We start from the raw sequence: 6,812 nt of genomic DNA, 5'->3' as shown, positions 1-6,812 counted from the left end.
CAACCGCGAGGGCACCATCGACGCGTACGGCTCCGACATCATCCCGATGCTCAGCTGAGCGTCGTCGGCGACGACTCCGGGCCTGAAGCCGTACGCATCGTGAGTTCGGCCTGGCGTTGTGCCACGTTCAGTGCCGACCCCCAGTCCCAGGTGGGACTGCCGCTCAGGCTGAGCACGACGATGTTCGCCCCGGCCGCGGCGCCGATGAGAAAGGTGGTGCCGACGTTCTTTCCCGTGGCGGCTTGAACGCTGTGCTGTTCCCGGGCCCATACCGCGGCTGCTCCGGGGAACGGCGGCACTTCCACATCCCGCTCGTCGGCAACTCCATGGGACGCTTTGGGATTCGACAGAAGGCGGCTGCCCAGCTCGGGCAGCGCCGTCTTCGCGTCGGATTCTGAGGCGAGCGGCACGACTTGGATCCAGATCCACCGGTCGTTTCCGTCGTGGTACGAGCGCCAAGCCGTCACGCTGTTGTTCGCGCGCGCCCGCTCGGACCAAGGCGTGCGTGGCCCGACCCGTCCTGTCGGCCACGTGCGTTCGTCGACCACATTCCATCGTCCGGGCAGGTCGTCGCCGGACAGCAGTGGAGGCAGGGAACCCTTGTTCTTCCTGCGCGTCGCGAAGCCGGCCCACGCGAGCCTCAAGTGCTGAATCATGCCTCAGTCTCCCGACATTCCCCAGAACGCCAGTCCCACGCAATCCCCCTCAGGGCTGTGGACGGGGGCACAGCAACCGGATCCGCGGAACATCGGGGGAAGTTCCGTCGGGTCCGTGCGGTAGACCTCCGCAATCCTTTCCTGCGTCGGCTGGGCGTTCCCGAAGTACTCGACAACTTCCTGTGGGGAGACGATTCGAATGGTGCCGTCCTCCTCGTAGTCGGTGTCATCGGTGAAGATCACTCGGTCGACGTCGAGGATCGAATGGGCTCCCTCCTCCTCCAGTGCCCCGCTCTCGATCAGGTCCGCGATGCTTTCAGGGAAGGGGTCTTGGTTCCGCCATTCGTCCTGAAAGACCTTTTCGCGGAGGTCGTTCAGAGCTTCCTGAGGGTTTCCGGGATTGTCCGTGAAGTAGATCCACCGAGATGATCCCACTTGTGGCTCCATTCGCTGCTGATATTCCAGGCTCAACATGGTAAGCCCGGTCGGGCACGCCCCTCGGCGTGCCCGACCGGATCGATGTTCGGTGTCAGAGCACCACGGCGCAGGCCGGCATGGCGGGCCCGCAGGCCGGGGAGAGCAGCTTCCCGGCCCACCAGAGCAAGCCGCCGACCGCGAGGGCACCCGCACCGGCCTTGACCTCATTCGGCACGGTCACGGGATCAGGCGCCGGAGCCGGTGCCGGTTTGGTCATCGGCACGTAGAACTCCTGGTATGTGACGACTCCGTGCTGGCCGGACCAGAAGTCGGAATTGTCGAGCTCCAGGAACTGGGCCTTCTTCCCTCCGGGACCGACCAGGGGGTACGGAAGCCGGAATCCCGGCTTGATGTCCATCCCCGCGTACTTCGGGTCCCGCTTCATGAAGTCGATGTACCAGTCGACGTCGTCGAAGCCGTATGCCTCTGCCGGTTCATGCTGGTTGTTGGTCCAAGGAAGCTTCGCCTTGTGCTTCAGCTCCCAGACGTAGAGGGTGTTCCCGTCCTGGTAGGTGATGTCCGCCTGGCCGTTTCCTCCCAGGCCGTTCTTCGCTCCTCCCGGGACTTCGGTCTCCATCTGGACGCGCCAGCCACCCGTCACCCCGTACTTCTCGACGGCCTGGGTCTCCAGCCACTCCCACAGGATGAGCTGTGCCATGTAATGCGTGTTCGATGTGATCGAGGCTGCCGCGGTCGAGGGCGTGGTGGTAGTCGGGCACGGTCCGATGAACCCGGCCGATCCGCAGCCGCTCGTGGGCGTACTCGGGCCGTCATCGGGCCGATGGCCGTCGAGCTCGACGCGGCTGGTGGGGTTGCCGCCGGTGAAGGCGTAGCGGTTGCCCGTGAAGGGATCCGAGCCCAGGCCCATGTCCGCCAGGGCGCCGTTGTACATGTCCCGGGAGGTGAAGCGGTTGAGGCCCGGGTTGTAGTCGCGGAAGCCCATGTCGTACGTGCCGGACTGGGCGTCCCAGCGCTTGGCGTTGAAGCGGTAGGGGTTGTACGCCTCCTTGGTGGGGTCGGCCGCGTCGGGCTTGTCGATGCCGGTGAAGTCGGACTTGTCGTCCGAGCCGTAGGCGGTGTAGCCGTAGGTGGCCTTGGTGTCCCCGTCCTTGGTGGTCAGGGTCTCGACGTCACTGTGGCTGTTGTAGCCGTAGTAGGCGTCCTCCGACGTGCCGTCGGCGTTGTGCTTGACCTGGGAGAGCCGCTCGCCCCACGGGCTGTACTGGTACGACGCGGTCAGGACGCCGGCGACCTCTTCGTCCAGCACCTCCTTGGACAGGCCGAGGTAGGTGAAGTCGGTGGTCTTGCCGTCGGCGGTCTTGGAGGCGGTGCGGTCGAGCGGATCGAAGGTGTACTTGGTGGTCTTCAGGGATCCGCCGTCGAGCTTGCTGCTCTCGATGACGTGGTCGAAGCCGTCGTACACGCTCCGCTCGATGACCTGACCGCCGCTGGTGACGGACTCCTGACGCCCGAAGGGGTCGTAGTTGTAGCTCGCCGAGACGCCCGACGTGGAAGCGCTCAGCAGGCGGTTGCGGTCGTAGGAGAACGTGGTGGACGTGCCCTTGACCGTCTGGCTGACGACGTTGGCGTTGTCGTCGTGGACGTAGGTCTCGGTGCCCGCGCCGTTGCCGGTCTTGACCGACTTGGCGAGCCGCTCGACCGGGTCGTAGGTGTAGTCGGTGGTCGAGTCGAGGTACGCCGCGTGATCGTCGGCGTTCATCTTCCTCGCCACGTCCTGCGCCTTGTTGCCGTTGGCGTCGTAGGCGTAGGTGTGCGAGGAGACGAGAGTGCCGTTGGGCTTCTTCTCGGCCTGCGTCTTGAGGGCCGAGTTGAGGTAGTAGGTGTAGTCGACCGTGTTGCCGTTGGCCTTGGTCTCCCGCAGCTTCAGGCCGCGGTCCGTGTAGGTGTACGCGGTGACCTTCGGGTCGGTGTCGGTCGCCGTCTTGCCGACGGAGACCGTCTTGACCAGGTCCCGCAGGTCATACGTGTACTTCGCGTACTGGTCGGGGTGGCTGACCGTCTCGGGCCGGCCATTGGCGTCGTAGGTGTAGGAGGTGGACTTCTTCTCCTGGCCGGCGAGCGCCTCGGTCACCTTCTGGACCTGGTTCAGTCCGGTGTAGGCGATGGTGTAGGCATCGATCCTGGCACCGGAGGAGGTGTCGCCGATCGAGGTCAGGTTGCCGTTGACGTCGTAGGCGTAGGCGAAGGTGTGCTTCTCGGTGTCGGTGTCGCCCGAGTTGTCGCGGACGAGCTTGACGCCGTCGGCGACGACCGCGCCCGTGCTGTTCTGGAACAGCTGGAGCTTGGCGGCGTTGCCCTGGGTGAAGGTGAACGAGCCGAGGCTGACCCAGCTGCCGGCGGCCGCGTTCTGGTCCTTGGTGACGTCGGTGGTGCCGGTGGAGTGGGTGACCGTGTACTTCGCGGCCGTCGCCGCCCCGGTGACCTGGGGGTACTTGACGTAGGCGGTGTAGGTGCCGTTCTTGGGGATGTTCAGGGTCCAGGTGAAGGCGTCCGTGCCGGTGCCGGCGGCGTGGACCTGGTGGTCGTAGCCCTGCTGGCCGGTCAGGCTGCCCTTGGTCCAGGTGCCCGTCGAGGTGGTGTTCTGGGTGTCGGAGTTGTCGGCCAGCACGACCGCGCTGCCGACCGGTACACCGTTGTCCGACTTGGACTTGAGCTTGCCGTCCGGGAAGTACGACCAGCTCATGGTGCGGTTCGAGGAACCGCCGGCCGATGTCAGGGTCCGGGCGGTCTGCTTGCCGAGCTCGTCGTAGTCGTACGTGGTGACGATGTCCCACGGGTCGGTGGACGACTTCGCCCAGCCGTTGTCGAAGTAGGTGTAGGTGGTGTCGTTGCGGACCGTCTGGCCGTTCGACGGCGGCAGCGAGTTCTTGGAGACCCGCCCGACGGCGTCGTAGACCGTCTGGGTGTAGACGTCGGCCTTGTTGTAGCGGGTGTCCGCCGGGTCGTACGGCTGGAACTGCTTGACCGGACGGTTCAGCGCGTCGTACTCGGTACGGGCGGTGAAGTCGTCCGCGGCGGCCGTGTCGACACCACGCGGGGTGATCACCTTGGTGGTGTTGCCGACCTGGTCGTATTCGTACTTGGTCGTCCGGTACGTGATGCCGGGGCTGGTGCCCGTGTACGGGACCTTGACCTGGGTCTGCTTGCCCCGCTCGTCGTAGGTGACCTCGGTGGTGTTGTTCTCGGCGTCGGTGGTGGCGACGACCAGGGAGTCCTTGTCGTAGGCCTTCCGGGCGGTCTTGCCCGCCGCGTCGGTGACCGTGACGGCTCGGTGGTCGAGGTCGTAGTCGGTCTTCTGCGTGTAGTCGGTGCTGTCCGCGGTCGCGTTCTTCTTGGGATCGATGACCGTGGTGACGTTGCCGACGTTGTCGTACGTGTAGGAGACCTTGTCACCGACGGCGTTGACCACCGAGGTGAGCTGGTAGACCTCGTCGTAGTTGTTCGTGGTGAGGTAGTCGTTCGGATCCGCGGTGGTCGCGGTGCCCTTGGGCTGGGTGGTCGTCCTGACGTTGCCGACCTTGTCGTAGGTGTAGGCGGACTTGCGTTCCGGACCCGTGGGGGTGTCCTTCGGCGCGGTCGCCTCGACGACCTGGTCCGCCGCGTCGTACACCGCGGTCGAGATCGCGCCGTTGGGGGCGGTGACCGTGGTGACGTTGTCGTTGGCGTCGTACACCGGCGCCGGCTTCGTGATCAGCACGCCCGCGGCCTGGTCCTTGGGCACCGTGCCGGCCAGCGGACGGCCGAACGTGTCGTACGTCTGCGTGGTCTTCTTCCCCAGCGCGTCGACGGATTCGGTGACCTGTCCGCGCGCGTCGTAGACGAACGTCGTGGCCTTGCCCAGCGCGTCGGTGATGGTGGCCGGGTACCCGGTCGGGCCGAAGCCGCTGTTGTCGGTCGGGTTGCCGTTGGCGTCCGTCGCCCTGGTCAGCTGACCGTAGGCGTCGTAGTCGTACTTCGTGGTGTAGTCGTCCGGCACCGAGGTGGTGGCGACACCCTTGGGGTCCGTGACCGTCTTCACGTTGCCGAAGGCGTCGTAACCGAACTGCCAGGTCCTGCCCTGCGGGGACGTCTTGCGGAACAGGTCCGCGGAGAAGCCGTCGGCGCGAGTCTGGTACTCGTACTTCGCCGCGTTCGCAGGCCACTTGGTGGTGTCGGAGACGCAGGACGCCGTCTGGTCCGGCACGCCCGCCTTGTTGTTCTCCGCGTCGCGCTTCCAGAGCGGGTAGCCCGTCTTCTGGTCGTAGCAGTACGCGGTCTTGGCGCCGTTGTCCTCCTCCAGGTACGTGACGTTGTTGTCCGCGTCCCACGACAGCTTCATCGACTGCGACTTGGCGTTCGTCGACTGGACGGCGCGGCCGAAGTCGTCGGTCACGTAGTCGGAGGCGTGGGACTCGGCGTCGGTGACCCTGGTGGCCGTGAACTTGGGATTGCCCGAGTCCACCGCGTACGTGAAGCCCGTGGTGCCCTGGAGACGGTCGGTGATCGTCTTGGTCCACCAGTGGTACTTCGGGTCGTCACCGGTCCGCGGGGCGTAGTAGTCCAGCTTGGTGGCGTTGCCCCGGGGGTCGGTGGCCGCCACCATCTTGACGTTCTTGTTGCCCTGGGTGGCGTCGTACTCGAAGCCGAAGACCTTCGGCTGGGTCGAGCCCGCGCCGTCGGTCAGCTTGGTGAGCAGACCCTTGTCGGAGTACTCGAAGGTGATCTTGCGGCCCGAGACGTCGGTCATCGACTTGATGTGGTCGATGATCTTCGGGCTGCTGCTGTCGGCCTTGGAGTAGTACTCGATCGTCAGCGTCTGACGGCCGGCCGGGTCGGTGATGTACTTCAGGAACTTGGTCGGCTTGTTGTTCGACTTCCGTTCCTCGTAGGTGTACGTCTGGGTGTTGCCGTTCTTGTCGACCAGCGACGTCATGTAGCCGTCGCAGCCGAAGAGGAACCGGGTGCCGTCGGGACGGGTCATCGTCCAGGCGTCCGGGATCGGGTCCTTCAGCGGGGTGCAGTCCAGACCGGGCTTGGCGGCCAGCTTGTAGTGGACACCGGCCGGCGCCTTCCACGAGCTCGTGGCCGCGTCCCAGCGGAACACGTGGGTGGTGCCGTCGCCGTCGGGAAGACGGATCTCCGTGGGGTTCGGCTTGGGCTGGAACTCCAGCGGCGCACCCAGGCGGATCGGCCCCGAGGCCTGGAAGGACCAGCCGTAGCCGGACACGGTGTCGGAGGTGTCCAGGCTGTTGTACGCGAACCGGGCGAAGGTGGTGACACCGCGACCGGGGTTGGTGAACGCGTTGTACTGCCAGACGGTGTTGCCCGACGCCATGTTGTTCATGACGGTCGAGCCGGCGCCGGTGTTCTTGCCGGTGTAGGAGTAGAACTTCTCCAGGCCGAGGGTGTTGGAGGTGGGGTCCTCCACCGCCACGTTCTGGGCCAGGCCGGGGATGCCGGAGGTGCCCGAGGTCCAGGTGCCGGTCGTCTTGTTGTAGACGTCCCAGGTCAGGACGTAGTCGGTGCGCTTGTTGCCGTTGTCCGAGTTGATCGGCGTCTTGATCTGCGCCTGCAGGCTGACCGAGCCGCCCGGGGCGACGTTCGACGGCAGGGCCGTCTGGACCTGGTTGCCGCCGGTGGTGACGTCCGTGCCGTCGGGCAGCGACCACTTGTAGGTCA

The 6,812-nt window shown here is 65.8% G+C and carries 3 protein-coding genes; all 3 read right to left on the bottom strand.

Features of this window, described 5'->3' with window-relative positions; translation table 11 throughout:
- Nucleotides 1-50 precede the first annotated feature (50 nt).
- Nucleotides 51-656, bottom strand: coding sequence for a hypothetical protein (locus ACFYX3_RS41910; protein WP_389025395.1), 606 nt, complete (start codon nucleotides 654-656; stop codon nucleotides 51-53).
- A 3-nt stretch (nucleotides 657-659) separates the two neighbouring features.
- Nucleotides 660-1,091, bottom strand: coding sequence for a hypothetical protein (locus ACFYX3_RS41905; RefSeq protein WP_389025393.1), 432 nt, complete (start codon nucleotides 1,089-1,091; stop codon nucleotides 660-662).
- Nucleotides 1,092-1,185: 94 nt separating this feature from the next.
- The coding region (locus ACFYX3_RS41900; protein ID WP_389025391.1) for an RHS repeat-associated core domain-containing protein at nucleotides 1,186-6,812 on the bottom strand (5,627 nt) is incomplete at its 5' end.

Origin of the sequence: Streptomyces sp. NPDC002463, from assembly GCF_042889835.1 — a bacterium.
In the GTDB taxonomy this organism is placed as follows: Bacteria; Actinomycetota; Actinomycetes; order Streptomycetales; family Streptomycetaceae; genus Streptomyces; species Streptomyces nymphaeiformis.
The sequence above is the reverse complement of the archived record's forward strand: the minus strand, read 5'-3'. Positions and strand labels throughout refer to the sequence as shown.

Bases quoted from the DNA above. Each gene is read 5' to 3' on its own strand.
- ACFYX3_RS41910 (WP_389025395.1), bottom strand. From the start codon at position 656: ATGATTCAGCACTTGAGGCTCGCGTGGGCCGGCTTCGCGACGCGCAGG.